This is a genomic window from Salmonella enterica subsp. enterica serovar Typhimurium str. LT2 (assembly GCF_000006945.2).
GTDB lineage: Bacteria > Pseudomonadota > Gammaproteobacteria > Enterobacterales > Enterobacteriaceae > Salmonella > Salmonella enterica.
The window spans coordinates 3,570,308-3,593,167 of sequence record NC_003197.2; the positions used below are offsets into that span (position 1 = coordinate 3,570,308).

The 22,860-nt window shown below is 51.1% G+C and carries 36 protein-coding genes, 1 tRNA gene, 1 rRNA gene and 33 other annotated features; of the genes, 6 read left to right on the forward strand and 32 right to left on the reverse strand.

The features are described from left to right. Window positions 1-6: 6 nt before the first annotated feature. Together STM3397 and rrsD are read right to left on the reverse strand one after the other, a co-directional pair. A tRNA-Gln gene (locus STM3397) sits at window positions 7-79 on the reverse strand. 83 nt (window positions 80-162) lie between these two features. Beyond that, window positions 163-1,706: ribosomal RNA gene (gene rrsD, locus STM3398) — 16S ribosomal RNA — on the reverse strand. Between the two features lie 466 nt (window positions 1,707-2,172). After that, window positions 2,173-2,178: a ribosome-binding site (putative RBS for yrdA; RegulonDB:STMS1H003404), on the forward strand. Between rrsD and yrdA the strand changes: the two genes are divergently transcribed. Beyond that, the gene (gene yrdA, locus STM3399; protein NP_462303.1) for a putative ferripyochelin binding protein occupies window positions 2,173-2,736 on the forward strand. Within the gene, window positions 2,182-2,736 belong to an annotated coding region; the region does not span the whole gene. Its footprint overlaps the feature before it by 6 nt. Here yrdA and yrdB read toward each other — a convergent pair. From yrdB to smf, 6 genes are all read right to left on the reverse strand, one after another. Next, the gene (gene yrdB, locus STM3400; protein ID NP_462304.1) for a putative periplasmic protein occupies window positions 2,712-2,983 on the reverse strand. Within the gene, window positions 2,712-2,969 belong to an annotated coding region; the region does not span the whole gene. The genes yrdA and yrdB overlap by 25 nt on opposite strands. Continuing rightward, window positions 2,966-3,797, reverse strand: a protein-coding gene (gene aroE / locus STM3401) for a dehydroshikimate reductase (RefSeq protein NP_462305.1). Within the gene, window positions 2,966-3,784 belong to an annotated coding region; the region does not span the whole gene. The genes yrdB and aroE overlap by 18 nt, the downstream gene beginning before the upstream one ends. Next, window positions 2,978-2,983, reverse strand: a ribosome-binding site (putative RBS for yrdB; RegulonDB:STMS1H003405). (Overlaps the previous gene by 6 nt.) Then, window positions 3,789-4,374 (reverse strand): putative translation factor gene (gene yrdC / locus STM3402; RefSeq protein ID NP_462306.1). Within the gene, window positions 3,789-4,361 belong to an annotated coding region; the region does not span the whole gene. The genes aroE and yrdC overlap by 9 nt, the downstream gene beginning before the upstream one ends. Further along, window positions 3,792-3,797, reverse strand: a ribosome-binding site (putative RBS for aroE; RegulonDB:STMS1H003406). It overlaps the preceding gene by 6 nt. Beyond that, on the reverse strand, window positions 4,366-4,908 hold the full coding sequence (yrdD, locus tag STM3403) for a putative DNA topoisomerase (RefSeq protein ID NP_462307.1): 543 nt from the start codon (window positions 4,906-4,908) through the stop codon (window positions 4,366-4,368). The genes yrdC and yrdD overlap by 9 nt, the downstream gene beginning before the upstream one ends. Next, window positions 4,369-4,374, reverse strand: a ribosome-binding site (putative RBS for yrdC; RegulonDB:STMS1H003407). Its footprint overlaps the gene before it by 6 nt. Before the next feature lie 26 nt (window positions 4,909-4,934). Next, window positions 4,935-5,422 (reverse strand): putative cytoplasmic protein gene (gene smg, locus STM3404; RefSeq protein ID NP_462308.1). Within the gene, window positions 4,935-5,408 belong to an annotated coding region; the region does not span the whole gene. Next, window positions 5,380-6,519, reverse strand: a protein-coding gene (gene smf, locus STM3405) for a putative protein involved in DNA uptake (protein NP_462309.1). Within the gene, window positions 5,380-6,504 belong to an annotated coding region; the region does not span the whole gene. The genes smg and smf overlap by 43 nt, the downstream gene beginning before the upstream one ends. After that, window positions 5,417-5,422, reverse strand: a ribosome-binding site (putative RBS for smg; RegulonDB:STMS1H003408). It overlaps the preceding gene by 6 nt. Then, window positions 6,514-6,519: a ribosome-binding site (putative RBS for smf; RegulonDB:STMS1H003409), on the reverse strand. It lies within the gene smf. A 106-nt stretch (window positions 6,520-6,625) precedes the next feature. Further along, window positions 6,626-6,631, forward strand: a ribosome-binding site (putative RBS for def; RegulonDB:STMS1H003410). Here smf and def point away from each other — a divergent pair. From def to mscL, 5 genes are all read left to right on the forward strand, one after another. After that, window positions 6,626-7,145 (forward strand): peptide deformylase gene (gene def, locus STM3406; protein NP_462310.1). Within the gene, window positions 6,636-7,145 belong to an annotated coding region; the region does not span the whole gene. Its footprint overlaps the feature before it by 6 nt. Next, window positions 7,145-7,150, forward strand: a ribosome-binding site (putative RBS for fmt; RegulonDB:STMS1H003411). (Overlaps the previous gene by 1 nt.) Further along, window positions 7,145-8,108 (forward strand): 10-formyltetrahydrofolate:L-methionyl-tRNA(fMet) N-formyltransferase gene (fmt, locus tag STM3407; protein ID NP_462311.1). Within the gene, window positions 7,161-8,108 belong to an annotated coding region; the region does not span the whole gene. (Overlaps the previous feature by 6 nt.) Before def ends, fmt begins: the two co-directional genes overlap by 1 nt. Before the next feature lie 51 nt (window positions 8,109-8,159). Then, the gene (sun, locus tag STM3408; protein ID NP_462312.1) at window positions 8,160-9,449 is read left to right on the forward strand and encodes a putative rRNA methylase; all 1,290 of its coding nucleotides are present in this window, start codon (window positions 8,160-8,162) and stop codon (window positions 9,447-9,449) included. 1 nt (window position 9,450) lies between these two features. Continuing rightward, window positions 9,451-9,456: a ribosome-binding site (putative RBS for trkA; RegulonDB:STMS1H003412), on the forward strand. Beyond that, the gene (gene trkA, locus STM3409) for a Trk system transport of potassium protein (protein NP_462313.1) occupies window positions 9,451-10,847 on the forward strand. Within the gene, window positions 9,471-10,847 belong to an annotated coding region; the region does not span the whole gene. Its footprint overlaps the feature before it by 6 nt. 127 nt (window positions 10,848-10,974) lie before the next feature. After that, window positions 10,975-10,980, forward strand: a ribosome-binding site (putative RBS for mscL; RegulonDB:STMS1H003413). After that, window positions 10,975-11,402 (forward strand): mechanosensitive channel gene (gene mscL, locus STM3410; RefSeq protein ID NP_462314.1). Within the gene, window positions 10,989-11,402 belong to an annotated coding region; the region does not span the whole gene. (Overlaps the previous feature by 6 nt.) Here the strand turns inward: mscL and STM3411 are convergent. The 24 genes from STM3411 to rpsC all read right to left on the reverse strand — a co-directional run bounded on the left by STM3411 (window position 11,338) and on the right by rpsC (window position 22,856). Then, window positions 11,338-11,607, reverse strand: coding sequence for a putative cytoplasmic protein (locus STM3411; RefSeq protein NP_462315.1), 270 nt, complete (start codon window positions 11,605-11,607; stop codon window positions 11,338-11,340). The genes mscL and STM3411 overlap by 65 nt on opposite strands. Before the next feature lie 57 nt (window positions 11,608-11,664). Further along, window positions 11,665-12,101, reverse strand: a protein-coding gene (zntR, locus tag STM3412) for a Zn(II)-responsive transcriptional regulator (protein NP_462316.1). Within the gene, window positions 11,665-12,090 belong to an annotated coding region; the region does not span the whole gene. Next, window positions 12,096-12,101: a ribosome-binding site (putative RBS for zntR; RegulonDB:STMS1H003414), on the reverse strand. (Overlaps the previous gene by 6 nt.) After that, the gene (gene yhdN / locus STM3413; RefSeq protein NP_462317.1) for a putative cytoplasmic protein occupies window positions 12,101-12,481 on the reverse strand. Within the gene, window positions 12,101-12,469 belong to an annotated coding region; the region does not span the whole gene. The genes zntR and yhdN overlap by 1 nt, the downstream gene beginning before the upstream one ends. Further along, window positions 12,476-12,481: a ribosome-binding site (putative RBS for yhdN; RegulonDB:STMS1H003415), on the reverse strand. (Overlaps the previous gene by 6 nt.) A gap of 95 nt (window positions 12,482-12,576) precedes the next feature. Then, window positions 12,577-12,972 (reverse strand): 50S ribosomal subunit protein L17 gene (gene rplQ, locus STM3414; protein ID NP_462318.1). Within the gene, window positions 12,577-12,960 belong to an annotated coding region; the region does not span the whole gene. After that, window positions 12,967-12,972, reverse strand: a ribosome-binding site (putative RBS for rplQ; RegulonDB:STMS1H003416). (Overlaps the previous gene by 6 nt.) 28 nt (window positions 12,973-13,000) lie before the next feature. Beyond that, the gene (gene rpoA, locus STM3415) for an RNA polymerase, alpha subunit (RefSeq protein ID NP_462319.1) occupies window positions 13,001-13,999 on the reverse strand. Within the gene, window positions 13,001-13,990 belong to an annotated coding region; the region does not span the whole gene. Continuing rightward, window positions 13,994-13,999, reverse strand: a ribosome-binding site (putative RBS for rpoA; RegulonDB:STMS1H003417). Its footprint overlaps the gene before it by 6 nt. A 16-nt stretch (window positions 14,000-14,015) precedes the next feature. Continuing rightward, the gene (gene rpsD, locus STM3416; protein NP_462320.1) for a 30S ribosomal subunit protein S4 occupies window positions 14,016-14,649 on the reverse strand. Within the gene, window positions 14,016-14,636 belong to an annotated coding region; the region does not span the whole gene. Next, window positions 14,644-14,649 (reverse strand) — a ribosome-binding site (putative RBS for rpsD; RegulonDB:STMS1H003418). Its footprint overlaps the gene before it by 6 nt. 20 nt (window positions 14,650-14,669) lie before the next feature. Beyond that, the gene (gene rpsK / locus STM3417; RefSeq protein ID NP_462321.1) for a 30S ribosomal subunit protein S11 occupies window positions 14,670-15,075 on the reverse strand. Within the gene, window positions 14,670-15,059 belong to an annotated coding region; the region does not span the whole gene. Then, window positions 15,070-15,075, reverse strand: a ribosome-binding site (putative RBS for rpsK; RegulonDB:STMS1H003419). It overlaps the preceding gene by 6 nt. Continuing rightward, window positions 15,076-15,444, reverse strand: a protein-coding gene (gene rpsM, locus STM3418) for a 30S ribosomal subunit protein S13 (protein ID NP_462322.1). Within the gene, window positions 15,076-15,432 belong to an annotated coding region; the region does not span the whole gene. Beyond that, window positions 15,439-15,444, reverse strand: a ribosome-binding site (putative RBS for rpsM; RegulonDB:STMS1H003420). (Overlaps the previous gene by 6 nt.) Before the next feature lie 134 nt (window positions 15,445-15,578). Beyond that, the gene (rpmJ, locus tag STM3419) for a 50S ribosomal subunit protein X (RefSeq protein NP_462323.1) occupies window positions 15,579-15,708 on the reverse strand. Within the gene, window positions 15,579-15,695 belong to an annotated coding region; the region does not span the whole gene. Further along, window positions 15,703-15,708, reverse strand: a ribosome-binding site (putative RBS for rpmJ; RegulonDB:STMS1H003421). Its footprint overlaps the gene before it by 6 nt. A gap of 18 nt (window positions 15,709-15,726) precedes the next feature. Next, window positions 15,727-17,074, reverse strand: a protein-coding gene (secY, locus tag STM3420) for a preprotein translocase of IISP family (protein NP_462324.1). Within the gene, window positions 15,727-17,058 belong to an annotated coding region; the region does not span the whole gene. Continuing rightward, the gene (gene rplO / locus STM3421) for a 50S ribosomal subunit protein L15 (protein NP_462325.1) occupies window positions 17,066-17,512 on the reverse strand. Within the gene, window positions 17,066-17,500 belong to an annotated coding region; the region does not span the whole gene. The genes secY and rplO overlap by 9 nt, the downstream gene beginning before the upstream one ends. Continuing rightward, window positions 17,069-17,074 (reverse strand) — a ribosome-binding site (putative RBS for secY; RegulonDB:STMS1H003422). Its footprint overlaps the gene before it by 6 nt. Next, window positions 17,504-17,698 (reverse strand): 50S ribosomal subunit protein L30 gene (gene rpmD / locus STM3422; protein NP_462326.1). Within the gene, window positions 17,504-17,683 belong to an annotated coding region; the region does not span the whole gene. Before rpmD ends, rplO begins: the two co-directional genes overlap by 9 nt. Then, window positions 17,507-17,512, reverse strand: a ribosome-binding site (putative RBS for rplO; RegulonDB:STMS1H003423). Its footprint overlaps the gene before it by 6 nt. Continuing rightward, the gene (gene rpsE, locus STM3423; protein NP_462327.1) for a 30S ribosomal subunit protein S5 occupies window positions 17,687-18,200 on the reverse strand. Within the gene, window positions 17,687-18,190 belong to an annotated coding region; the region does not span the whole gene. Before rpsE ends, rpmD begins: the two co-directional genes overlap by 12 nt. After that, window positions 17,693-17,698 (reverse strand) — a ribosome-binding site (putative RBS for rpmD; RegulonDB:STMS1H003424). Its footprint overlaps the gene before it by 6 nt. Then, window positions 18,195-18,200, reverse strand: a ribosome-binding site (putative RBS for rpsE; RegulonDB:STMS1H003425). It lies within the gene rpsE. Before the next feature lie 4 nt (window positions 18,201-18,204). Further along, window positions 18,205-18,569 (reverse strand): 50S ribosomal subunit protein L18 gene (gene rplR / locus STM3424; protein NP_462328.1). Within the gene, window positions 18,205-18,558 belong to an annotated coding region; the region does not span the whole gene. Then, window positions 18,564-18,569 (reverse strand) — a ribosome-binding site (putative RBS for rplR; RegulonDB:STMS1H003426). Its footprint overlaps the gene before it by 6 nt. Then, the gene (gene rplF, locus STM3425) for a 50S ribosomal subunit protein L6 (RefSeq protein NP_462329.1) occupies window positions 18,568-19,110 on the reverse strand. Within the gene, window positions 18,568-19,101 belong to an annotated coding region; the region does not span the whole gene. The genes rplR and rplF overlap by 2 nt, the downstream gene beginning before the upstream one ends. Beyond that, window positions 19,105-19,110: a ribosome-binding site (putative RBS for rplF; RegulonDB:STMS1H003427), on the reverse strand. Its footprint overlaps the gene before it by 6 nt. Window positions 19,111-19,113: 3 nt before the next feature. After that, window positions 19,114-19,522 (reverse strand): 30S ribosomal subunit protein S8, and regulator gene (gene rpsH, locus STM3426; protein NP_462330.1). Within the gene, window positions 19,114-19,506 belong to an annotated coding region; the region does not span the whole gene. Then, window positions 19,517-19,522: a ribosome-binding site (putative RBS for rpsH; RegulonDB:STMS1H003428), on the reverse strand. It overlaps the preceding gene by 6 nt. Window positions 19,523-19,539: 17 nt before the next feature. Further along, window positions 19,540-19,861 (reverse strand): 30S ribosomal subunit protein S14 gene (gene rpsN, locus STM3427; protein NP_462331.3). Within the gene, window positions 19,540-19,845 belong to an annotated coding region; the region does not span the whole gene. Further along, window positions 19,856-19,861, reverse strand: a ribosome-binding site (putative RBS for rpsN; RegulonDB:STMS1H003429). (Overlaps the previous gene by 6 nt.) Further along, the gene (rplE, locus tag STM3428) for a 50S ribosomal subunit protein L5 (RefSeq protein NP_462332.1) occupies window positions 19,860-20,412 on the reverse strand. Within the gene, window positions 19,860-20,399 belong to an annotated coding region; the region does not span the whole gene. Before rplE ends, rpsN begins: the two co-directional genes overlap by 2 nt. Further along, window positions 20,407-20,412 (reverse strand) — a ribosome-binding site (putative RBS for rplE; RegulonDB:STMS1H003430). (Overlaps the previous gene by 6 nt.) A gap of 1 nt (window position 20,413) precedes the next feature. Then, the gene (gene rplX, locus STM3429) for a 50S ribosomal subunit protein L24 (RefSeq protein ID NP_462333.1) occupies window positions 20,414-20,740 on the reverse strand. Within the gene, window positions 20,414-20,728 belong to an annotated coding region; the region does not span the whole gene. Continuing rightward, window positions 20,735-20,740: a ribosome-binding site (putative RBS for rplX; RegulonDB:STMS1H003431), on the reverse strand. Its footprint overlaps the gene before it by 6 nt. Then, the gene (gene rplN / locus STM3430; protein ID NP_462334.1) for a 50S ribosomal subunit protein L14 occupies window positions 20,739-21,123 on the reverse strand. Within the gene, window positions 20,739-21,110 belong to an annotated coding region; the region does not span the whole gene. Before rplN ends, rplX begins: the two co-directional genes overlap by 2 nt. After that, window positions 21,118-21,123, reverse strand: a ribosome-binding site (putative RBS for rplN; RegulonDB:STMS1H003432). (Overlaps the previous gene by 6 nt.) A 150-nt stretch (window positions 21,124-21,273) precedes the next feature. After that, the gene (gene rpsQ / locus STM3431) for a 30S ribosomal subunit protein S17 (protein NP_462335.1) occupies window positions 21,274-21,542 on the reverse strand. Within the gene, window positions 21,274-21,528 belong to an annotated coding region; the region does not span the whole gene. After that, window positions 21,528-21,730 (reverse strand): 50S ribosomal subunit protein L29 gene (gene rpmC / locus STM3432; RefSeq protein ID NP_462336.1). Within the gene, window positions 21,528-21,719 belong to an annotated coding region; the region does not span the whole gene. Before rpmC ends, rpsQ begins: the two co-directional genes overlap by 15 nt. Further along, window positions 21,537-21,542, reverse strand: a ribosome-binding site (putative RBS for rpsQ; RegulonDB:STMS1H003433). It overlaps the preceding gene by 6 nt. After that, window positions 21,719-22,143 (reverse strand): 50S ribosomal subunit protein L16 gene (gene rplP, locus STM3433; RefSeq protein NP_462337.1). Within the gene, window positions 21,719-22,129 belong to an annotated coding region; the region does not span the whole gene. The genes rpmC and rplP overlap by 12 nt, the downstream gene beginning before the upstream one ends. Further along, window positions 21,725-21,730, reverse strand: a ribosome-binding site (putative RBS for rpmC; RegulonDB:STMS1H003434). It overlaps the preceding gene by 6 nt. Beyond that, window positions 22,138-22,143: a ribosome-binding site (putative RBS for rplP; RegulonDB:STMS1H003435), on the reverse strand. (Lies within the gene rplP.) Next, window positions 22,142-22,856, reverse strand: a protein-coding gene (gene rpsC, locus STM3434; protein NP_462338.1) for a 30S ribosomal subunit protein S3. Within the gene, window positions 22,142-22,843 belong to an annotated coding region; the region does not span the whole gene. Before rpsC ends, rplP begins: the two co-directional genes overlap by 2 nt. Further along, window positions 22,851-22,856, reverse strand: a ribosome-binding site (putative RBS for rpsC; RegulonDB:STMS1H003436). Its footprint overlaps the gene before it by 6 nt. Window positions 22,857-22,860 lie beyond the last annotated feature (4 nt).

The following is a 22,860-nucleotide window of genomic DNA, read 5'->3' on the forward strand; positions in this document are numbered from 1 at the left end:
ACGCTGGCGTCCCCTAGGGGATTCGAACCCCTGTTACCGCCGTGAAAGGGCGGTGTCCTGGGCCTCTAGACGAAGGGGACACTGAAGTCTCAATCGCAAGACGCCTTGCTATTCACTTTTCATCAGACAATCTGTGTGAGCACTTCAAAGTACGCTTCTTTAAGGTAAGGAGGTGATCCAACCGCAGGTTCCCCTACGGTTACCTTGTTACGACTTCACCCCAGTCATGAATCACAAAGTGGTAAGCGCCCTCCCGAAGGTTAAGCTACCTACTTCTTTTGCAACCCACTCCCATGGTGTGACGGGCGGTGTGTACAAGGCCCGGGAACGTATTCACCGTGGCATTCTGATCCACGATTACTAGCGATTCCGACTTCATGGAGTCGAGTTGCAGACTCCAATCCGGACTACGACGCACTTTATGAGGTCCGCTTGCTCTCGCGAGGTCGCTTCTCTTTGTATGCGCCATTGTAGCACGTGTGTAGCCCTGGTCGTAAGGGCCATGATGACTTGACGTCATCCCCACCTTCCTCCAGTTTATCACTGGCAGTCTCCTTTGAGTTCCCGACCTAATCGCTGGCAACAAAGGATAAGGGTTGCGCTCGTTGCGGGACTTAACCCAACATTTCACAACACGAGCTGACGACAGCCATGCAGCACCTGTCTCACAGTTCCCGAAGGCACCAATCCATCTCTGGAAAGTTCTGTGGATGTCAAGACCAGGTAAGGTTCTTCGCGTTGCATCGAATTAAACCACATGCTCCACCGCTTGTGCGGGCCCCCGTCAATTCATTTGAGTTTTAACCTTGCGGCCGTACTCCCCAGGCGGTCTACTTAACGCGTTAGCTCCGGAAGCCACGCCTCAAGGGCACAACCTCCAAGTAGACATCGTTTACGGCGTGGACTACCAGGGTATCTAATCCTGTTTGCTCCCCACGCTTTCGCACCTGAGCGTCAGTCTTTGTCCAGGGGGCCGCCTTCGCCACCGGTATTCCTCCAGATCTCTACGCATTTCACCGCTACACCTGGAATTCTACCCCCCTCTACAAGACTCAAGCCTGCCAGTTTCGAATGCAGTTCCCAGGTTGAGCCCGGGGATTTCACATCCGACTTGACAGACCGCCTGCGTGCGCTTTACGCCCAGTAATTCCGATTAACGCTTGCACCCTCCGTATTACCGCGGCTGCTGGCACGGAGTTAGCCGGTGCTTCTTCTGCGGGTAACGTCAATTGCTGCGGTTATTAACCACAACACCTTCCTCCCCGCTGAAAGTACTTTACAACCCGAAGGCCTTCTTCATACACGCGGCATGGCTGCATCAGGCTTGCGCCCATTGTGCAATATTCCCCACTGCTGCCTCCCGTAGGAGTCTGGACCGTGTCTCAGTTCCAGTGTGGCTGGTCATCCTCTCAGACCAGCTAGGGATCGTCGCCTTGGTGAGCCGTTACCTCACCAACAAGCTAATCCCATCTGGGCACATCTGATGGCAAGAGGCCCGAAGGTCCCCCTCTTTGGTCTTGCGACGTTATGCGGTATTAGCCACCGTTTCCAGTAGTTATCCCCCTCCATCAGGCAGTTTCCCAGACATTACTCACCCGTCCGCCACTCGTCAGCGAAGCAGCAAGCTGCTTCCTGTTACCGTTCGACTTGCATGTGTTAGGCCTGCCGCCAGCGTTCAATCTGAGCCATGATCAAACTCTTCAATTTAAAAGTTTGATGCTCAATGAATTAAACTTCGTAATGAATTACGTGTTCACTCTTGAGACTTGGTATTCATTTTTCGTCCTAGGACGTTAAGAATCCGTATCTTCGAGTGCCCACACAGATTGTCTGATAAATTGTTAAAGAGCAGGTGCGACGCGGCTTGCAGCTCACCGTCGCGAGGTGGCGTATATTACGCTTTCCTCTTTCAGAGTCAACCCTGAATTTCAGGATTTTTCTCTTCAACCGACCGGCTGTTTGTGTGAAGTGATTCACATCCGCCGTGTCGATGGAGGCGCATTATAGGGATCCCATTTTTTTGCACAAGCGTTTTTTGGATCTTTTTTTCTGTTTGTTGATTTTTCATCCCTTTCGCTCCATTCCTGCGCAAAGTGGCGATTTTTTGATGCTATCTCCCCTTGCACAACGCCGTTAAAGCAACCAAAGTCTTCATGACTATTCATTTATGATGAGGTAGACATGTCTGACACATTACGTCCTTATAAGAATCTTTTTCCTGGTATCGGTCAGCGCGTGATGATCGATACCAGCAGCGTGGTTATTGGCGATGTCCGTCTGGCGGATGATGTCGGGATCTGGCCGCTTGTGGTGATTCGCGGCGATGTGAATTACGTTGCGATAGGGGCTCGTACGAACATTCAGGATGGCAGCGTTCTTCACGTAACCCACAAGTCTTCATCCAATCCACACGGCAACCCATTAATCATTGGCGAAGATGTTACCGTTGGCCATAAAGTTATGCTGCACGGCTGTACCATCGGTAACCGCGTACTGGTCGGTATGGGCTCCATTGTGCTGGATGGCGCGATAATAGAAGATGACGTAATGATTGGCGCGGGAAGCCTGGTGCCGCAGCACAAACGGCTGGAAAGCGGCTATTTATATCTTGGCAGTCCGGTAAAACAGATCCGCCCCTTGAGCGATGCTGAGAGATCGGGCCTGCAGTACTCCGCCAATAACTATGTAAAGTGGAAAGACGACTATCTTTCTCAGGATAACCATATCCAACCGTGATCATCTTCCTGCTGGGCCAGGATTAATGCTTCCGCCTCTTCTTCCAGGTCCCAGCGATACTCACGAAAAATGGCCAGCCATTGCTCCGCTGTTTCTCCACCAAAGCGATACGCCAGTACATCTTTTTTTATTGCACACGTGAGTTGCATCCCATTAACCAGGGCGGGAAAGATGATAGCACTGGCGGCAGTATCCCATTCTTCGCGGTCAGGAAATTGTATGGCCTGGTTCACGCTAATAATTCCTGCTGTAGCTGCTCAATCACTGGCTCGACCTGCGGTAATACACCGTGCCAAAGCAAAACGGCATGTGCAGCCTGCCCCACCAGCATTCCCAGCCCATCTGCGTAGCGTTTTGCGCCCTGTTGTACACACCAGGAGAGAAATGGCGTATTCCCTTTTTGATAGAACATGTCATAGCAACAGAGGGAAGGGTGAATAAGTGACGCTGGTATCGCCGGGATTTCGCCCCGTATGCCGCTGGAGGTCGCATTAATAATTAGGTCAAACTCACAACCATCCAGCTTGTCCATATCCGTGGCATGAACGCTGCCGGTATGAGCAAAGATTTTCGCCAACGCTTCGGCACGTGAAGCTGTACGGTTGGTGATAGTGACCGCGCAATCCAAAGAAAGCAGAGGTAACAGCACGCCCCGGGATGCGCCGCCCGCGCCAATCAGCAAAATACGCAATCCTGGGCGGATAAAATTTAAACGTTCGAGATCGCCTAATAAACCGATACCGTCAGTATTGTCGCCAAGCAAACGACCATCTTCCAGCCGTTTTAATGTATTGACGGCTCCCGCCAGCGATGCTCGTTCCGTTAACTCATCCGAACGCGCAAACGCCTCCTCTTTAAAAGGTACTGTGATGTTTGCGCCTTTTCCCCCTGCCGCGAAAAAGGCATCAAGCGTATTAATGAAATTATTAATAGGGGCCAGCACGCGACCATAGGGGTGAACAATATCTAGCTGCTGAGCAAATTGCTGATGAATAAATGGCGATTTGCTGTGCGCAATCGGATTTCCAAAAACAGCATAGGTTTCCATCATATTACCCCTGTCGAAACAGTTCGCCCGTCAGAGCATCGCGAATTTCTGAAGGATTTAAACGCCCACCCGTTGCGCCTTCAACCACCGGAAAATCATCACCAAATTGCGCACGCACCTCTTCAACGGTACGGCATGGCGGTAATCCGCTCAGATTGGCGCTGGTGGAAACCAGCGGTTTGCCATACGCATTGCATAGCGCGACCACCAGCGGGTGGTTGGTAACACGAACGGCCAGGGAATCAAAACGTCCCGTGAGCCACCGCGGCGTTGTCGCGGGCGCAGGAAAAACAAACGTTACCGGCCCGGGCCAGCAATCAAATACCGCTTTACGCTGTGCGGCGGTAAGTATGCTGTCATCAATATAAGGTTTTAACTGCTCAAAGCTGGCGGCAATCAAAATGAGTCCCTTATCGACGGGCCGTTGTTTTAACGCCAGCAGGCGCGTAACGGCTGTTTCACTATCGGGATCGCAGCCGACGCCGAAAACGGCTTCTGTTGGATAAGCGATGACATTTTCTTTATTCAGGAGATCTACCGCTGCGGCGATAGATCCTATTGGCAGGTTATTATTCACTTGTTTATTCCACCGGAACCGGCTTTCCACATTGTTTACTGGCGCAAAAGCGCTTCACGCCCTGCGCGGTTTTCTTTTCGATGAGTAGCGGATAATGGCACTCGGGGCATTCCCCTGCAACCGGTGTGAAGTTAATGACAAACTGACATTCCGGGTAGCGATCGCAGGAATGAAAGATTTTACCGTAACGAGAACGGCGCTGGACCAAATGTCCTTGCTGGCAGGCTGGACAGGCAATCGCCGTTTCATCCGGTTTATCAATAACCACTGTATGTTCACATTGCGGATACTGACTGCATCCGATGAACATGCCAAAGCGCCCCTGACGCAACACCAGCACGGCGCCACACTCAGGGCACAGTTGCCCCTCCAGAATTTTAACGATATGTCCGTCCGCCTGACTTTTCAGCGGACGAACGTAATCGCATTCCGGATAGCGAGAACAGCCGAGAAACGGACCATGTTTCCCGGAACGAATTACCAGTTCGGCCCCGCACTGCGGGCAGGGCTCATTTTTACGCACCGAAAACAGTGCTGATTTAGCCATATTCACTCATGCAGCATTAACACCTATCAATGCAGCATACCTTCATTTACCTCAAAGAGTAATTCTTCCATTTGCTGATAGGCGTTTTCACAGCCCGGAATGTTGAATAACACCATCAAAATAACCCATTTCAAGTCTTCCAGGTCAAACTCTGCGGTATCCAGCGCCAGCACACGCTCAATCACCATTTCTCGTGTTTCGAGGTTTAGCACCTGAATCTGCTCAAGGAATAACAGGAACCCCCGGCAACTGGCATCAAGCCTTTCACACTCTTCAACCGTATAAATGCGCATTGAAAGAGGGTCGGAAGCAAGTTGCATGGGTTCCGCGAGGCCATCCTGATAGTCAGCGAGTTTTTCCAGCCACAGCAGCGCATTGTAGATGTCTTCGCGATCAAACCCAGCGTCGGTGAGATCACGCTCCAGTCTGTCCTGATCCACGCGCAGCTCGGCTTCGTTATGGATGTATGTTTCAAACAAATACATTAGTACGTCGAACATGGCTTGCCCTCCTTAATCGGACATAGCCGCCGGGTACAGCTGCGATCCATCCTGCTAACTCCAGTTCGAGTAGCTGAGCCACTACCGCTGGCACAGGTTGGCCGGCACGTTCAGCGACGACGTCAACAGGTGTTACCTCATCTCCTACGTTAGCCAGGAGCTCAGGAAATGGCAATGCCGCCTCATCCTGATTTAGTGAATAAAGTGAATTTTCCGCCGTAGTTGGCAACCAGTGTAAGCCGTATTGCAAATTTTCCAGAATATCCTCCGGCGTCGTCACAAGCGTGGCCCCTTGTTTAATTAACCAGTGCGTGCCTTCGCTTCCCGGACTACCGATAGGACCTGGTAATGCAAAAACGTCCCGCCCCTGTTCAAGCGCGCAGCGCGCCGTCACCAACGAACCGCTGCGCAACGCCGCCTCGATTACCAGCACGCCTTTGCTCAGTCCGCTGATGATACGGTTTCTGCGAGGAAAATGTTGCGGTAGCGGAGGCGTTGAAAGCGGAAATTCTGAGACCACTGCGCCGCCGGTGGCAATCAAGTTTTCAGCCAGCATGGCATGTCGGCGAGGATAAATCTTTGCCAAGCCATTCCCTAACACCGCTACACTTTTTCCCCCCATACTCACCGCGGCGTTGTGTGCTACGCCATCAATTCCCCGGGCAAGGCCGCTGGTGATCGTCAAACCGCTTTTCGCAAGGCTTTCGCAAAGCAGACGTCCCCAGCGTTCTCCATACCAGGAGTGGCTCCGGCTCCCTACGACGGCAAGTTGGCAGGTATGCAGACAGGCAGGATCGCCGTCAATAAAAATAGCGCCGGGATAATCGTCAATAGCACGCAGTTGGGGAGGATAAATCTCACTATCCGCACACAGAAAATGGTGCTGCGGTAGTTCAAGCCAGCGTAATGTCTCATCAAGCACACCTGCTGGAAGCTGTAAAAAACGTTCAGCTTGCCGCGCGGTAAGACCAGCCTCCTGAAGGTGCGTGCGATTTATCTGAGGCTGGCGAATAAGCGAGTTCGCCATGTTCAACATCGCCTCGCCATAAAGGTCGCCGACGTACATTAAACGTAACCAAATTTCGGTACGGGCCATCCTTTCCCTCCCCTGCCACAAGCAGTCTGAACAATCTTTGCGATTGGTCACTGATGCTGTCAATCAGGTGGGGATTTGTCTAGAATAGAGGTAATAATCTTTTCAACTCCTGAACACAACTCTGGATAATTATGTCAGTTTTGCAAGTGTTACATATTCCGGACGAGCGCCTTCGCAAAGTCGCAAAGCCGGTTGAAGAAGTGAATGCAGAAATTCAGCGTATCGTCGATGATATGTTCGAAACGATGTACGCGGAAGAAGGTATCGGTCTGGCCGCAACGCAGGTCGATATCCACCAGCGGATCATCGTGATTGACGTTTCGGAAAACCGCGACGAGCGCCTGGTACTCATTAACCCGGAATTGCTGGAGAAAAGTGGCGAAACGGGTATAGAAGAAGGCTGTCTGTCGATTCCGGAACAGCGCGCTTTAGTGCCGCGCGCCGAGAAAGTGAAAATCCGCGCGCTGGATCGCGACGGCAACCCGTTTGAGCTTGAAGCGGATGGTTTGCTGGCAATTTGCATTCAGCATGAGATGGATCATCTGGTCGGTAAACTGTTTATCGATTATTTGTCGCCGCTGAAGCAACAACGTATTCGTCAGAAAGTAGAAAAACTCGACCGCCTGAACGCCCGGGCTTAAAGGACAAGAACCAACGTGTCAGATTCACTACGTATTATTTTTGCGGGTACACCTGACTTTGCAGCGCGTCATCTCGACGCGCTGTTAACTTCTGGACATAACGTTGTCGGCGTATTTACCCAACCCGATCGTCCAGCAGGTCGCGGCAAAAAGTTGATGCCCAGCCCGGTAAAAGTGCTGGCGGAAGAAAAAGGCCTGCCCGTTTTCCAGCCCGTGTCGCTTCGTCCTCAGGAAAACCAGCATCTGGTGGCTGACTTACATGCCGACGTCATGGTTGTCGTAGCATATGGTCTGATTCTCCCAAAGGCAGTGCTGGATATGCCCCGTCTCGGATGTATCAACGTTCACGGTTCGCTGCTTCCACGCTGGCGCGGCGCGGCGCCTATTCAGCGCTCACTCTGGGCAGGCGATGCGGAAACCGGCGTCACAATTATGCAGATGGATGTAGGGCTGGATACCGGCGACATGCTGTATAAACTTGCGTGCCCGATTACCGCAGAAGATACCAGTGGCTCACTGTATAATAAGTTGGCTGAACTTGGCCCGCAGGGGTTAATTACCACACTAAAACAACTGGCGGACGGCACAGCGACGCCTGAAGCGCAGAATGAAGCGCTGGTCACTCATGCGGAAAAGCTCAGTAAAGAAGAAGCGCGTATCGACTGGTCTCTCTCCGCAGCACAGCTGGAGCGTTGCATTCGCGCCTTTAATCCGTGGCCAATGAGCTGGCTGGAAATCGACGGCCAGCCGGTAAAAGTCTGGCAGGCGTCCGTCATTGAGGACGCCACGCAGTCGCTGCCGGGAACCATTCTGGCCGCGACGAAACAGGGCATTCAGGTTGCAACAGGCAAGGGGATATTAAATTTGCTTTCGCTTCAGCCTGCCGGCAAAAAAGCGATGAGCGCCCAGGATCTGTTAAATTCACGCCGGGAATGGTTTATTCCTGGTAACCGTCTTGCCTGACGGTCACGTCTTTATAAGCCCGGTGTTACCGGGCATTTTTATTTTATACATATGAAAAAACAAAACAATTTACGTAGTCTGGCAGCACAGGCCGTTGAACAGGTCGTCGAGCAGGGACAATCATTAAGTAATGTGCTCCCGCCGCTGCAACAAAAAGTCGCCGATAAAGACAAAGCGCTACTTCAGGAGCTGTGCTTTGGCGTACTGCGCACCCTTTCACAGCTGGAATGGCTGATCAATAAGCTGATGTCTCGTCCAATGACCGGCAAGCAGCGTACAGTGCATTACTTAATTATGGTCGGCTTTTATCAGTTGCTGTACACCCGCGTTCCTCCCCATGCGGCGCTGGCTGAAACCGTTGAAGGCGCGGTCTCCATCAAACGTCCGCAGTTGAAAGGGTTAATTAACGGCGTCCTGCGCCAGTTCCAGCGCCAGCAGGAAACGTTGCTTAATGAGTTTGCGACCAGCGATGCGCGCTTTTTACATCCAGGTTGGCTGGTAAAGCGTTTGCAAAATGCTTACCCCACACAGTGGCAACACATTATTGAAGCGAATAACCAGCGTCCACCGATGTGGCTACGTGTAAATCGTACACACCACACCCGCGACGGTTGGCTTGGCTTACTTGAAGACGCAGGCATGAAGGGATATCCCCATCCCGATTATCCCGACGCTGTACGTCTGGAAACGCCAGCTCCGGTACATGCTTTACCCGGTTTTGCTGAGGGTTGGGTAACTGTCCAGGATGCCTCTGCGCAGGGATGTGCGGTTTTTCTCGCTCCTCAGAACGGTGAGCACATTTTAGACTTGTGCGCCGCGCCCGGCGGTAAAACCACGCATATTCTCGAAGTGGCCCCCGAAGCAGACGTGTTGGCAGTTGATATTGATGAACAACGACTCTCCCGCGTTTACGACAACCTAAAGCGTCTTGGGATGAAAGCGACAGTTAAACAAGGGGATGGACGTTATCCCTCCCAATGGTGCGGCGAGCAGCAGTTTGACCGTATTCTGCTGGATGCGCCCTGCTCCGCAACCGGCGTCATTCGCCGTCATCCAGATATCAAATGGCTGCGTCGCGATCGCGATATCGCGGAACTGGCGCAATTACAGGCGGAAATTCTTGATGCCGTCTGGCCGCGCCTGAAGCCCGGCGGGACGCTGGTTTACGCCACCTGTTCCGTACTGCCGGAAGAAAACCGCGATCAGATCAAAACCTTTTTACAACGCACTCCCGATGCCGCGCTCAGCGAAACGGGAACACCTGATCAGCCAGGACAACAGAATCTGCCGGGCGGCGAAGAAGGTGATGGGTTCTTTTACGCTAAGCTAATCAAGAAGTGATGAGATAACGGGCCACGACTGATGAAAATTATCATACTGGGCGCAGGGCAAGTTGGCGGAACACTGGCGGAAAACCTGGTCGGCGAAAACAACGACATCACGGTGGTTGATACCAACGGCGAACGGTTACGCAGTTTGCAAGATAAGTTCGATCTACGCGTAGTTCAGGGGCATGGTTCGCATCCCCGCGTGTTGCGCGAAGCGGGCGCTGACGATGCGGATATGCTGGTCGCTGTCACCAGTTCAGATGAAACTAATATGGTTGCCTGCCAGGTAGCCTATTCACTCTTCAACACTCCAAACCGTATCGCCCGCATTCGCTCCCCGGACTATGTTCGCGATGCGGATAAACTCTTTCATTCTGAAGCGGTTCCGATTGATCATCTGATCGCGCCGGAGCAGTTGGTTATCGATAATATTTATCGCCTGATCGAGTATCCGGGAGCATTACAGGTTGTAAACTTTGCCGAAGGGAAAGTCAGTCTGGCAGTAGTTAAAGCCTACTATGGCGGTCCACTAATAGGTAACGCGCTCTCGACAATGCGAGAGCATATGCCGCATATCGATACCCGCGTTGCCGCAATTTTCCGCCATGACAGACCAATCCGTCCTCAGGGCTCGACTATCGTGGAAGCAGGGGATGAAGTCTTCTTTATTGCGGCTTCACAGCATATCCGTGCAGTAATGAGCGAATTACAGCGTCTGGAAAAACCCTACAAGCGCATCATGCTGGTGGGCGGCGGCAATATCGGCGCCGGGCTGGCAAGGCGTCTGGAAAAAGACTATAGCGTTAAATTGATCGAACGCGATCAACAACGCGCCGCAGAATTGGCTGAGAAACTGCAAAACACGATCGTCTTTTTTGGCGACGCTTCCGATCAGGAATTGCTGGCGGAGGAGCATATTGATCAGGTCGATCTCTTTATCGCGGTCACTAACGATGATGAAGCCAATATCATGTCCGCGATGTTGGCTAAGCGGATGGGCGCCAAGAAAGTGATGGTGTTGATCCAACGTCGCGCTTATGTCGATCTTGTGCAGGGTAGCGTTATAGATATTGCGATTTCTCCGCAGCAGGCCACCATCTCTGCATTACTGAGCCATGTGCGTAAAGCGGATATCGTCGGCGTTTCCTCACTACGTCGCGGGGTTGCCGAAGCCATCGAAGCCGTCGCGCACGGCGATGAAAGCACTTCCCGCGTGGTTGGCCGCGTCATTGACGAAATTAAACTGCCGCCAGGCACCATTATTGGCGCGGTGGTTCGCGGTAATGATGTCATGATCGCTAATGACAATTTGCGCATTGAACAAGGCGATCACGTCATTATGTTTTTGACCGATAAAAAGTTTATTACCGACGTCGAACGTCTGTTCCAGCCAAGTCCTTTCTTCCTCTAATTTAAGGGGCGCTCATTCAGCGCCCTTTTTAATTCCCTTTATTTATCAAGGTTTAATTTATTTCGCTAAACAGAAGCCGTAAATGGAAAATGCCTTAGCATTTGTTAAACTTATAACGTCAGCTGCATAGGGAGAATAAAAATGAGTTTTATTAAAGAATTTCGCGAATTCGCGATGCGCGGGAATGTTGTGGATTTGGCAGTGGGTGTCATTATTGGCGCGGCATTCGGTAAGATTGTTTCTTCACTGGTTGCCGATATCATTATGCCGCCGTTGGGATTGTTAATCGGCGGGATCGACTTTAAACAATTTGCTTTTACGTTACGCGAAGCGCAGGGAGATATTCCGGCGGTCGTCATGCATTACGGCGTGTTTATCCAGAACGTATTTGATTTTGTGATTGTGGCCTTTGCTATCTTTGTTGCCATTAAGCTTATCAACAGACTCAACCGTAAAAAAGCAGAAGAGCCGGCAGCTCCGCCAGCGCCTTCTAAAGAGGAAGTGTTATTGGGCGAAATCCGCGATCTGCTGAAAGAACAAAATAACCGTTCTTAATAAGCAGAAGGCCAGTGGTAAAAAAGTGATTCACTTTCTTGCCACTGGCCTCCCAGTTCCCTCGATTACCGTGTTTACCTTTACGCAGATAACTTCCTTTGCCTTTCTTATTTTTTTCAACGCGTTGCCTGAAAAGGGGATCGTGCAGTAATGCCTCGATGGCATTGTCCTTTATCTGCCCTTTCTTATGTTGATAACGACTCATAATGTCTCCCGATTGTATAAATTAACGGCGCGAGTGTAGCCCCGCCGGTTCAATAAATCAACATCCCGATTTCGCTCCACTGGCCCCCTGTTCCAGGGCTTCCAGAATGGAACAATAGACGCTACTGTGGGCCGTTCCGCAACAAGCATCATTAAGCCTTTGTAACGAACGCTGCATCGTTTGCAGTTCCGCAATCCTGGCTTCAACCTCCTGCAATCGCTCTTGCACAATACTTTTTGACTCCTGACAGGTATGGTGCTCAGGATCAATTCGGATCGATAAAAGCTCGCGGATCGAGTCGAGCGTGAAACCCAACTGCCGCGCATAACGAATAAACTTGAGACGCTGCAGATCGTTTTCGGTATACAGACGAAACCCGCCTTCAGTACGTACCTCATGATCCATCATCTGTTGCTTTTCATAGTAGCGAATGGTATCAGGCGTTACGTCTGCCAGCTTTGCCAGCTCACCAATGCGATACATACAAGCTCCGTTAATTATCGTTGATTTTATGCAGCAGTTTTTCTGCATACTCACCGTGTAAAAAGTCGGTACTCAACCCAGCCTGCCGAAGTTTTAGTTCAAGCAGCGAGAGCTGGCGACTAACCTGATGGTATCGAGGGTCATCTTCCCGGATACTGTTGAGGATATCAAGTAACTGAATAGCATCTCTGCGCTGCTCCAGTTCAGGGGGAAGACAGCCCGCATTCTTGAGTAAGCGATAACCCGCACGAAGTTCCGCCGGCACATGAGAATCATCATCCAGAATAAGCGGCTCGCCACGGCCAGGCAAATTATCAAACTCGCCTTTACGCTGTGCCTCGATAATATGACGCTCTGCCCACTGGTCAAGTAACCACATACGTCGCTCCAGGGATTGAACGAAAAGAATACAATTATTGTAGATATGTGGGGTTCAGGAGGGTATAAAAAAACCCGCCGAAGCGGGTTTTTTTACGTTACTACAGATTACTCTGCAGCAGCTTCTGTTTTCTCTGAACGATCAACCAGCTCGATGTATGCCATCGGCGCGTTGTCGCCTGCACGGAAGCCACACTTCAGAATGCGAGTGTAACCACCGGCGCGGCTCGCGAAACGCGGGCCCAGCTCGTTAAACAGTTTTGCCACGATCTCGTTATCACGAGTACGGGCGAATGCCAGACGACGATTAGCAACGCTATCAGTCTTGGCAAGAGTAATCAGCGGCTCAACTACGCGACGCAGCTCTTTCGCTTTAGGCAGGGTCGTCTTGATGATTTCATGACGAACCAGTGAACCTGCCATGTTGCGGAACATAGCCTGGCGATGGCTGCTGTTGCGGTTCAGTTGACGACCACTCTTACGATGGCGCATGACCTTATCCTTCTCAGTAAAACCTTAACCTGTGATCCGGTTACTCGTCAGCGATGCTTGCCGGTGGCCAGTTTTCCAGGCGCATACCCAGAGACAGTCCACGGGAAGCCAGCACGTCTTTAATCTCGGTAAGAGATTTTTTACCCAAGTTAGGCGTCTTAAGAAGCTCAACCTCGGTACGCTGTACCAGATCACCGATATAGTGGATAGCTTCTGCCTTGAGGCAGTTAGCAGAGCGGACAGTCAATTCCAGATCGTCAACAGGGCGCAGCAGGATCGGATCGAATTCTGGTTTCTCTTCTTTCACTTCCGGTTGACGTACATCACGTAAATCAACGAAAGCTTCCAGTTGTTCAGCCAGGATGGTTGCCGCACGACGAATCGCCTCTTCAGGATCGATTGTGCCGTTGGTTTCCATTTCGATGACCAGCTTGTCCAGGTCGGTACGCTGTTCTACACGCGCTGCTTCAACATTGTAGGCAATACGCTCTACAGGGCTGTAGCAGGCGTCGACCAGCAGACGGCCGATTGGGCGCTCATCTTCTTCCGAATGAATTCGGGTAGAAGCCGGCACATAACCACGACCGCGCTGAACTTTGATACGCATACTAATAGACGCGTTTTCATCGGTCAGGTGGCAGATCACGTGCTGCGGCTTGACGATTTCGACATCCCCATCATGGGTGATATCGGCTGCAGTCACAGGGCCAATGCCAGATTTATTCAAGGTAAGAATAACTTCATCTTTACCCTGAACTCTCACCGCCAGCCCTTTCAGGTTGAGCAGGATTTCCAGGATGTCTTCCTGAACGCCTTCTTTGGTGCTGTACTCATGTAGTACACCATCAATCTCAACCTCGGTCACCGCGCAACCCGGCATCGATGAGAGCAGAATACGGCGCAGTGCGTTACCCAGAGTATGGCCGAAGCCACGCTCTAAAGGCTCAAGGGTCACCTTGGCGTGCGTCGAACTCACTTGCTCGATATCTACCAGGCGCGGTTTTAGAAACTCTGTCACAGAACCCTGCATTGTGTCCTCTCTTTGGTACTAAGCTTTACTTGGAGTAAAGCTCGACGATCAGGTGTTCGTTAATGTCCGCAGACAGATCAGAACGCTCAGGCTTACGCTTGTACGTACCTTCCATCTTGCCAGCATCAACTTCCAGCCAGGTTGGCTTTTCACGCTGCTCAGCCAGCTCCAGAGCGGCTTTCACGCGAGACTGCTTCTTCGCTTTCTCACGAATGCTAACAACGTCATTCGGACTAACCTGATAAGAAGCGATGTTAACAACACGACCGTTTACCATAATTGCTTTATGGCTAACCAGCTGACGTGCTTCTGCACGAGTGGCGCCGAAGCCCATACGGTATACAACGTTGTCCAGACGACCTTCCAGCAGAGCCAACAGGTTTTCACCGGTGTTGCCTTTCAGACGTGCTGCTTCTTTGTAGTAGTTACGGAACTGACGCTCCAGCACACCGTAAATGCGGCGAACTTTTTGCTTTTCACGCAACTGCACACCATAGTCAGACAGACGCGGCTTACGCGCACCGTGCTGGCCAGGAGCTTGTTCAATTTTACACTTGGTATCGATCGCGCGAACGCCAGACTTAAGGAATAAGTCGGTGCCCTCACGACGGCTCAGCTTGAGCTTAGGACCCAAATATCTTGCCATTTTCTTTCTCCAACTAACCTGGAAAACGAAGCGTTATACGCGACGTTTTTTCGGCGGACGACAACCGTTATGAGGGATCGGAGTCACATCAGTAATATTAGTGATGCGGAAACCAGCGGCGTTCAGAGCACGAATAGTAGATTCGCGGCCTGGACCCGGACCTTTAACCATAACTTCCAGATTCTTGATACCGTATTCTTTCACGGCGTCAGCGCAACGCTCTGCTGCAACCTGAGCTGCAAACGGAGTGGATTTGCGAGAACCACGGAAACCGGAACCACCGGCTGTTGCCCAACCCAGCGCATTACCCTGACGATCGGTAATAGTCACGATGGTGTTGTTGAAAGAAGCATGGATATGAGCCACGCCGTCAGAGACTTGTTTTCTTACACGTTTACGTGCGCGAACTGGTGCCTTTGCCATTATTCAATCACCCCGATTATTTCTTGATCGGTTTGCGCGGACCCTTACGGGTACGAGCGTTGGTCTTGGTACGCTGACCGCGAACCGGGAGACCACGACGATGACGCAAACCGCGATAGCAACCAAGATCCATCAGGCGCTTGATGCTCATGCTGATTTCACGGCGCAGATCACCTTCAACGACAAATTTGGCAACTTCGTCACGCAGCGTGTCGATTTGTTCTTCAGACAGCTCACTGATCTTAACATTTTCAGCGATACCCGCTGCAGCCAGGATGGCTTTAGAACGGGTCTTGCCGACACCGTAGATCGAAGTTAACGCGATCACGGCGTGTTTCTGATCAGGAATGTTAATGCCTGCTATACGGGCCACTATGCACTCCTACTATTTAATATGTACGTACCATGCTGAAAAGCCCGTTTTCAGGATACTCAAATGGAAACGTACAGACATACAAAAGATTGGCTGGCTAATCTAGCCAGCTCAACCCAACTTTGCAAGAAAAATATGCGAAAAAATCAGCCTTGGCGCTGTTTATGCTTCGGCTCGGCACTGCAAATCACACGGATGACACCATCACGCTTAACGATTTTGCAGTTACGGCATAATTTCTTGACGGAAGCACGAACTTTCATTTTTACTCTCCGTAACTTCTCAGGCGACCAATTAACGGCCGTAGCCTTTCAGGTTCGCCTTCTTCAATGCAGACTCATACTGACTGGACATCATCAGAGTTTGCACTTGAGCCATAAAGTCCATAATCACGACAACAACGATAAGCAGTGAGGTCCCACCGAAGTAGAACGGCACTTTCATTGCATCACGCATGAACTCCGGGATCAGGCAGATAAAGGTAATATACAGCGCACCAACCAGGGTCAGGCGGGTCATTACTTTATCGATATACTTCGCCGTTTGCTCTCCCGGACGAATTCCTGGTACAAATGCACCGGACTTCTTCAGGTTATCTGCTGTTTCACGCGGGTTGAAAACCAACGCCGTGTAGAAGAAACAGAAGAAGATGATTGCAGACGCATAGAGTAACACATAAAGCGGTTGCCCAGGCTGCAAATACAGCGAAATTGTTGTCAGCCAGTTCCAACCAGTACCGCCCCCGAACCATGACGCGATGGTCGCCGGGAACAGAATAATACTGGAAGCGAAGATTGCCGGGATTACCCCCGCCATATTCACTTTCAGCGGTAAATGTGTGCTCTGTGCAGCATAGACACGACGACCTTGCTGACGTTTGGCGTAGTTTACCACAATACGGCGTTGACCACGTTCAACGAATACTACAAAGAACGTCACTGCAAATACTAATACTGCAACCAACAGCAACACGAGGAAGTGCAGGTCGCCTTGACGCGCTTGCTCGATAGTATGGGCAATGGCTGGCGGGAGTCCCGCAACGATACCAGCGAAGATGATGATTGAGATACCGTTACCGATACCGCGCTCAGTAATCTGTTCGCCGAGCCACATCAGGAACATGGTTCCTGTAACCAGACTGACAACAGCGGTGAAATAGAATGCAAAGCCTGGATTCATCACCAGGCCCTGCATACCAGGCATATTCGGCAAACCGGTAGCAATACCGATCGACTGGAATATCGCCAGCACCAGAGTACCGTAACGGGTGTACTGGCTGATCTTACGACGACCAGACTCCCCTTCTTTCTTAATTTCTGCCAGCGTTGGATGAACCACCGTCAACAGCTGGATAATGATCGACGCCGAAATATACGGCATGATCCCCAGGGCAAAGATAGAAGCACGGCTGAGAGCACCACCAGAGAACATGTTAAACATTTCAATGATGGTGCCTCGCTGTTGCTCAAGCAGTTTGGCAAGTACAGCGGCATCAATACCAGGGATCGGAATAAAAGAGCCAATACGGAACACAATCAGCGCGCCGATAACAAACAGCAGTCTGCGTTTCAGCTCACCTAAGCCACCTTTGGCACTTTGAAAATCTAATCCCGGTTGTTTAGCCATCTGCTACTTATTCCTCGATTTTACCGCCAGCAGCTTCGATAGCAGCACGAGCGCCTTTAGTAACACGCAGGCCACGAACAGTTACCGGAGTAGTGACTTCGCCAGCCAGGATCACTTTCGCGAACTCGATCTGGATACCGATAATGTTTGCCGCTTTCAGCGTGTTCAGGTCTACAACGCCGCCTTCTACTTTCGCCAGGTCAGACAGACGAACTTCGGCTGTAATCGCTGCTTTGCGAGAAGTGAAGCCGAATTTCGGCAGACGACGGTACAGAGGCATCTGACCACCCTCGAAACCGCGACGTACGCCACCGCCAGAACGAGACTTCTGACCTTTGTGACCACGACCACCGGTTTTACCGAGGCCAGAACCGATACCACGACCCAGGCGTTTACCCGCCTTTTTGGAGCCTTCGGCCGGAGACAGAGTATTTAAACGCATCTCTTACTCCTCAACTTTAACCATGAAGGAAACCGCGTTGACCATACCACGAACAGCAGGAGTATCCTCGCGCTCTACGGTGTGACCAATACGACGCAGACCCAGGCCAAGCAGCGTTGCCTTGTGTTTCGGCAGACGACCGATTGCACTGCGGGTTTGAGTAATTTTAATAGTCTTTGCCATGGTTTATTTCCCCAGAATTTCTTCAACGGATTTACCACGCTTGGCAGCGACCATTTCTGGAGAATTCATATTTTCCAGGCCATCAATAGTTGCACGAACCACGTTGATCGGGTTGGTGGAACCGTATGCTTTAGCCAGAACGTTATGAACCCCAGCAACTTCCAGAACGGCGCGCATTGCACCACCGGCGATGATACCGGTACCTTCGGAAGCTGGCTGCATGAATACACGAGACCCCGTGTGAACACCTTTAACCGGGTGCTGCAGGGTGCCGTTGTTCAGCGCGACGTTAATCATATTGCGACGGGCTTTTTCCATCGCTTTCTGGATCGCTGCTGGAACTTCACGCGCTTTACCGTAACCAAAACCTACGCGACCGTTACCATCGCCTACTACAGTCAGAGCTGTGAAGGAGAAAATACGACCACCTTTAACGGTTTTAGATACGCGGTTTACCGCGATCAGCTTTTCCTGCAGTTCGCCAGCTTGTTTTTCGATGTGAGCCATCTTACACCTCTACCTTAGAACTGAAGGCCAGCTTCACGGGCAGCATCTGCCAGTGCCTGGACACGACCATGATATTGGAACCCGGAACGGTCAAAGGACACATCTTTGATGCCTTTTTCCAGAGCGCGTTCAGCGACAGCTTTACCCACAGCTGCAGCCGCGTCTTTGTTACCGGTGTACTTCAGTTGTTCAGCGATAGCTTTTTCTACAGTAGAAGCAGCTACCAGAACTTCAGAACCGTTCGGTGCAATTACCTGTGCGTAAATATGACGCGGGGTACGATGTACCACCAGGCGAGTTGCGCCCAGCTCTTTGAGCTTGCGGCGTGCGCGGGTCGCACGACGGATACGAGCAGATTTCTTATCCATAGTGTTACCTTACTTCTTCTTAGCCTCTTTGGTACGCACGACTTCGTCGGCGTAACGAACACCCTTGCCTTTGTAAGGCTCAGGACGACGGTAGGCGCGCAGATCTGCTGCAACCTGGCCGATCACCTGCTTATCAGCGCCTTTCAGCACGATTTCAGTTTGAGTCGGACATTCAGCAGTGATACCTGCCGGCAGCTGATGGTCAACCGGGTGAGAGAAACCTAAAGACAGGTTTACTACATTCCCTTTAACCGCTGCACGATAACCTACACCAACCAGCTGCAGCTTCTTAGTGAAGCCTTCGGTAACACCGATAACCATTGAGTTCAGCAGGGCACGCGCGGTACCAGCCTGTGCCCAACCGTCTGCGTAACCATCACGCGGACCGAAGGTCAGTGCATTATCTGCATGTTTAACTTCAACAGCATCGTTGAGAGTACGAGTCAGCTCGCCGTTTTTACCTTTGATCGTAATAACCTGACCGTTGATTTTGACATCAACGCCGGCAGGAACAACGACCGGTGCTTTAGCAACACGAGACATTTTTTCCTCCGATTAGGCTACGTAGCAGATAATTTCGCCACCAAGACCAGCCTGGCGCGCTGCACGATCAGTCATAACACCTTTAGAGGTAGAAACAACTGCGATACCCAGACCGGCCATAACTTTCGGCAGCTCATCTTTACGTTTGTAGATGCGCAGACCTGGGCGGCTGACACGCTGAATGCTTTCTACAACAGCTTTACCCTGGAAATACTTAAGAGTCAGTTCCAGTTCCGGCTTGGTGTCGCCTTCAACTTTAAAATCTTCAATAAAACCTTCTTCCTTCAGCACGTTGGCAATTGCCACTTTCAGCTTGGAGGAAGGCATGGTGACCGCAGCTTTGTTCGCGGCCTGACCGTTACGGATACGGGTCAGCATATCCGCGATCGGATCTTGCATGCTCATCTGTCTTTACTCCCGTGATTCAATTGGTGACAATTACCAGCTAGCCTTTTTCAGACCCGGAATTTCACCGCGCATAGCGGCTTCACGGACCTTAATACGGCTCAACCCGAACTTCCGCAGGAAAGCGTGCGGACGACCAGTTTGACGGCAGCGGTTACGCTGACGTGACGGGCTGGAATCACGCGGCAGAGTCTGCAGCTTAAGAACCGCATTCCAACGATCTTCGTCGGTTGCGTTCACATCAGAGATGATCGCTTTCAGTTCAGCGCGTTTCGCGAAGTATTTATCAGCTAAAGCTACGCGTTTTACTTCGCGTGCTTTCATTGATTGCTTAGCCATTTAGTAACCCTACCTTACTTGCGGAACGGGAAGTCAAAGGCAGCCAGCAGAGCACGGCCTTCTTCGTCAGATTTCGCAGTAGTGGTAATGGTAATATCCAAACCACGAACGCGGTCGACTTTATCGTAGTCGATTTCTGGGAAGATGATCTGCTCACGGACACCCATGCTGTAGTTACCACGACCGTCGAATGACTTAGCGGACAAGCCACGGAAGTCACGGATACGAGGAACAGCAATAGTGATCAGGCGCTCAAAGAACTCCCACATGCGTTCGCCACGCAGAGTTACTTTACAGCCGATCGGATAGCCCTGACGGATTTTGAAGCCTGCAACAGATTTGCGTGCTTTGGTGATCAACGGTTTTTGACCGGAGATTGCTGTCAGGTCTGCTGCTGCGTTATCCAGCAGTTTCTTGTCAGCGATCGCTTCACCAACACCCATGTTCAGGGTGATCTTCTCGACCCGAGGGACTTGCATGACAGAATTGTAGTTAAACTCAGTCATGAGTTTGTTAACTACTTCGTCTTTGTAGTAATCATGCAGTTTCGCCATCGTACTACTCCAAATTACTTGATAGTTTCGCTGTTAGACTTGAAGAAACGGACTTTTTTGCCGTCTTCGAATCTAAAGCCTACACGGTCAGCCTTGCCGGTTGCCGCATTGAAGATTGCAACGTTAGAAACCTGAATTGCAGCTTCTTTTTCAACGATGCCGCCCGGTTGGTTCAGAGCCGGAACCGGCTTCTGGTGTTTCTTAACCAGGTTGATACCTTCAACAATGACCTTGCCGGAAGACAGGACATTCTTAACTTTACCGCGTTTACCTTTATCTTTACCGGTTAACACGATAACTTCGTCATCACGACGGATTTTCGCTGCCATGATTCGCTCCTTAGAGTACTTCTGGTGCCAGAGAGATAATTTTCATGAACTTCTCGTTACGAAGTTCACGAGTTACCGGCCCAAAAATACGCGTACCGATAGGCTGCTCGCTGTTATTGTTTAAAATAACGCATGCATTACCATCGAAGCGAATGACAGAACCGTCCGGGCGACGAACACCCTTCTTGGTGCGCACCACTACCGCCTTCAGCACATCACCTTTTTTGACCTTACCACGCGGAATCGCTTCTTTGATGGTGATCTTAATGATGTCGCCTACGCCTGCGTAGCGACGGTGCGAGCCACCCAGAACCTTGATACACATTACGCGACGTGCACCGGAGTTGTCGGCGACGTTCAGCATAGTCTGTTCTTGGATCATTTTAGTGCTCCGCTAATGTCAACTACTACTGAGACCCGAAAATCAGGTCGTTAAAAAAACCCCATATCGAGGGCGCGGCATTATAACACCGCAAATCAGATATGGGTAGAAAAAATAAACGGCCCATCGCTGAGCCGTTTATTCGTTGAGAATGCGTACTGTATTACAGAACCGCTTTCTCTACAACGCGAACCAGAGTCCAGGATTTGGTCTTGGACAGCGGACGGCATTCGCGGATTTCAACCACGTCGCCGATACCGCATTCGTTGTTCTCGTCATGTACGTGCATTTTGGTCGTACGCTTGATGAATTTACCGTAGATCGGGTGTTTCACAAAACGTTCGATAGCAACAACAATGGATTTCTCCATTTTGTCGCTAACCACGCGACCTTGCAGAGTACGGATTTTATCGGTCATTACGCACCCGCCTTCTCAGTCAGTAAAGTCTTAACGCGTGCGACATCACGACGCACTTGCTTCAACAGGTGAGACTGTTGCAGCTGGCCACTTGCAGCCTGCATACGCAGGTTGAACTGCTCACGCAGCAGGTTCAGTAGCTCGGTGTTCAGCTCTTCAACGCTCTTCTCACGCAGCTCTTTTGCTTTCATTACATCACCGTCTTAGTTACAAAGGTGGTTTTAATCGGCAGTTTCGCTGCTGCCAGCTTGAATGCTTCACGGGCCAGCTCTTCCGGTACGCCGTCCATTTCATACAGGACTTTACCCGGCTGAATCAAGGCAACCCAATACTCCACGTTACCTTTACCTTTACCCATACGCACTGCCAGCGGCTTTTCAGTGATCGGTTTGTCCGGGAATACACGGATCCAGATCTTACCTTGACGCTTAACTGCACGGGTCATAGCACGACGTGCTGCTTCGATCTGACGGGCAGTCAGACGACCACGGCCAACAGCTTTCAGGCCGAAGCTGCCGAAGCTAACATCCGCGCCTGCAGCCAGACCACGGTTGCGGCCTTTGTGCATTTTACGGAATTTTGTACGCTTTGGTTGTAACATCAGCGACGCTCCTTATTTACGGCCTTTACGCTGCTGCTTTTTCGGTTGAGCAGCCGGTTTTTCCGGTTGTTCAACAGCAGCCATACCACCCAGGATCTCGCCTTTGAAGATCCACACTTTAACGCCGATTACACCATAAGTGGTGTGCGCTTCAGAGGTGTTGTAGTCGATGTCAGCACGCAGAGTGTGCAGCGGTACGCGACCTTCGCGGTACCATTCGGTACGTGCGATTTCCGCGCCGCCCAGACGGCCGCTAACTTCAACTTTGATACCTTTAGCGCCCAGACGCATGGCGTTCTGTACAGCACGCTTCATCGCACGACGGAACATAACGCGACGTTCCAGCTGAGAAGTGATGCTGTCAGCAACCAGTTTAGCGTCCAGTTCAGGTTTACGAACTTCGGCGATGTTGATCTGTGCAGGAACGCCAGCGATATCCGCTACGACCTTACGCAGTTTTTCTACGTCTTCACCTTTTTTACCGATAACGATACCCGGGCGAGCGGTGTGAATAGTCACACGGATGCTCTTAGCCGGACGCTCGATAACGATACGAGATACAGACGCTTTAGCCAGTTCCTTCGTCAGGTACTGACGTACTTTAAAATCGCTGTCCAGGTTGTCAGCGAATTCTTTGGTGTTCGCAAACCAGGTAGAGTTCCATGGTTTTACAATACCCAGGCGAATACCATTAGGATGTACTTTCTGACCCATTGCTAGTCTCCAGAGTC

Excerpts from the sequence above, each read along its gene's own strand:
- rplO (NP_462325.1), bottom strand. The coding sequence starts at position 17,500 with ATGCGTTTAAATACTCTGTCTCCGGCCGAAGGCTCCAAAAAGGCGGGT.
- secY (NP_462324.1), bottom strand. The coding sequence starts at position 17,058 with ATGGCTAAACAACCGGGATTAGATTTTCAAAGTGCCAAAGGTGGCTTA.
- rplP (NP_462337.1), bottom strand. The coding sequence starts at position 22,129 with ATGTTACAACCAAAGCGTACAAAATTCCGTAAAATGCACAAAGGCCGC.
- yhdN (NP_462317.1), bottom strand. The coding sequence starts at position 12,469 with ATGTGGTTACTTGACCAGTGGGCAGAGCGTCATATTATCGAGGCACAG.
- yrdA (NP_462303.1), top strand. The coding sequence starts at position 2,182 with ATGTCTGACACATTACGTCCTTATAAGAATCTTTTTCCTGGTATCGGT.
- rpsD (NP_462320.1), bottom strand. The coding sequence starts at position 14,636 with ATGGCAAGATATTTGGGTCCTAAGCTCAAGCTGAGCCGTCGTGAGGGC.
- smf (NP_462309.1), bottom strand. The coding sequence starts at position 6,504 with ATGGCCCGTACCGAAATTTGGTTACGTTTAATGTACGTCGGCGACCTT.
- rplQ (NP_462318.1), bottom strand. The coding sequence starts at position 12,960 with ATGCGCCATCGTAAGAGTGGTCGTCAACTGAACCGCAACAGCAGCCAT.
- rpmC (NP_462336.1), bottom strand. The coding sequence starts at position 21,719 with ATGAAAGCAAAAGAGCTGCGTGAGAAGAGCGTTGAAGAGCTGAACACC.
- rpmD (NP_462326.1), bottom strand. The coding sequence starts at position 17,683 with ATGGCAAAGACTATTAAAATTACTCAAACCCGCAGTGCAATCGGTCGT.
- rplE (NP_462332.1), bottom strand. The coding sequence starts at position 20,399 with ATGGCGAAACTGCATGATTACTACAAAGACGAAGTAGTTAACAAACTC.
- smg (NP_462308.1), bottom strand. The coding sequence starts at position 5,408 with ATGTTCGACGTACTAATGTATTTGTTTGAAACATACATCCATAACGAA.
- STM3411 (NP_462315.1), bottom strand. The coding sequence starts at position 11,607 with ATGAGTCGTTATCAACATAAGAAAGGGCAGATAAAGGACAATGCCATC.
- rpsK (NP_462321.1), bottom strand. The coding sequence starts at position 15,059 with ATGGCAAAGGCACCAGTTCGCGCACGTAAACGTGTAAGAAAACAAGTC.
- rpsH (NP_462330.1), bottom strand. The coding sequence starts at position 19,506 with ATGAGCATGCAAGATCCGATCGCGGATATGCTGACCCGTATCCGTAAC.
- mscL (NP_462314.1), top strand. The coding sequence starts at position 10,989 with ATGAGTTTTATTAAAGAATTTCGCGAATTCGCGATGCGCGGGAATGTT.
- trkA (NP_462313.1), top strand. The coding sequence starts at position 9,471 with ATGAAAATTATCATACTGGGCGCAGGGCAAGTTGGCGGAACACTGGCG.
- rplX (NP_462333.1), bottom strand. The coding sequence starts at position 20,728 with ATGGCAGCGAAAATCCGTCGTGATGACGAAGTTATCGTGTTAACCGGT.
- rplR (NP_462328.1), bottom strand. The coding sequence starts at position 18,558 with ATGGATAAGAAATCTGCTCGTATCCGTCGTGCGACCCGCGCACGCCGC.
- aroE (NP_462305.1), bottom strand. The coding sequence starts at position 3,784 with ATGGAAACCTATGCTGTTTTTGGAAATCCGATTGCGCACAGCAAATCG.
- zntR (NP_462316.1), bottom strand. The coding sequence starts at position 12,090 with ATGTATCGCATTGGTGAGCTGGCAAAGCTGGCAGACGTAACGCCTGAT.
- rpsQ (NP_462335.1), bottom strand. The coding sequence starts at position 21,528 with ATGACCGATAAAATCCGTACTCTGCAAGGTCGCGTGGTTAGCGACAAA.
- rplN (NP_462334.1), bottom strand. The coding sequence starts at position 21,110 with ATGATCCAAGAACAGACTATGCTGAACGTCGCCGACAACTCCGGTGCA.
- rpmJ (NP_462323.1), bottom strand. The coding sequence starts at position 15,695 with ATGAAAGTTCGTGCTTCCGTCAAGAAATTATGCCGTAACTGCAAAATC.
- rpsE (NP_462327.1), bottom strand. The coding sequence starts at position 18,190 with ATGGCTCACATCGAAAAACAAGCTGGCGAACTGCAGGAAAAGCTGATC.
- rplF (NP_462329.1), bottom strand. The coding sequence starts at position 19,101 with ATGTCTCGTGTTGCTAAAGCACCGGTCGTTGTTCCTGCCGGCGTTGAT.
- def (NP_462310.1), top strand. The coding sequence starts at position 6,636 with ATGTCAGTTTTGCAAGTGTTACATATTCCGGACGAGCGCCTTCGCAAA.
- rpsC (NP_462338.1), bottom strand. The coding sequence starts at position 22,843 with ATGGGTCAGAAAGTACATCCTAATGGTATTCGCCTGGGTATTGTAAAA.
- yrdD (NP_462307.1), bottom strand. The coding sequence starts at position 4,908 with ATGGCTAAATCAGCACTGTTTTCGGTGCGTAAAAATGAGCCCTGCCCG.
- rpsN (NP_462331.3), bottom strand. The coding sequence starts at position 19,845 with ATGGCTAAGCAATCAATGAAAGCACGCGAAGTAAAACGCGTAGCTTTA.
- sun (NP_462312.1), top strand. The coding sequence starts at position 8,160 with ATGAAAAAACAAAACAATTTACGTAGTCTGGCAGCACAGGCCGTTGAA.
- rpoA (NP_462319.1), bottom strand. The coding sequence starts at position 13,990 with ATGCAGGGTTCTGTGACAGAGTTTCTAAAACCGCGCCTGGTAGATATC.